This window comes from Burkholderia sp. SIMBA_051 (assembly GCF_046534915.1).
Classification (GTDB): Bacteria; Pseudomonadota; Gammaproteobacteria; order Burkholderiales; family Burkholderiaceae; genus Burkholderia; species Burkholderia ambifaria.
Window position 1 is genome coordinate 1 of the sequence record NZ_JAWRXS010000671.1, and the last position, 248, is coordinate 248.

Sequence of the window (248 nt, forward strand, 5' to 3'; positions counted from 1 at the left end):
TTCGCGAGCACGATCCCGAATCTGGTTAAGTCCAGCCTCTTTATTTGCGTTCAGGCAGGTGACGAGGCGTTCTTCGACCTGGTCGCGGGTAGCGCGGGTCGTAGCGGAACTTCGACCCAGGTTCTCAAGAAGCGCGCGTTCCTGCGAGGCCCAATACAGGTCGAGCGAACCGAGCCGAAGATCACCAGGTTGCGGGCCCGGTCCTTTCATCAAGACCAAGGTGAGGCCGGGATAGCGGATGCGCCGGT

At 60.9% G+C, this 248-nt stretch carries 1 pseudogene; it reads right to left on the bottom strand.

Annotated elements, in window-relative coordinates:
• A pseudogene (locus SB771_RS36155) lies at positions 1-248 on the bottom strand (cell filamentation protein Fic); the annotation flags it as partial.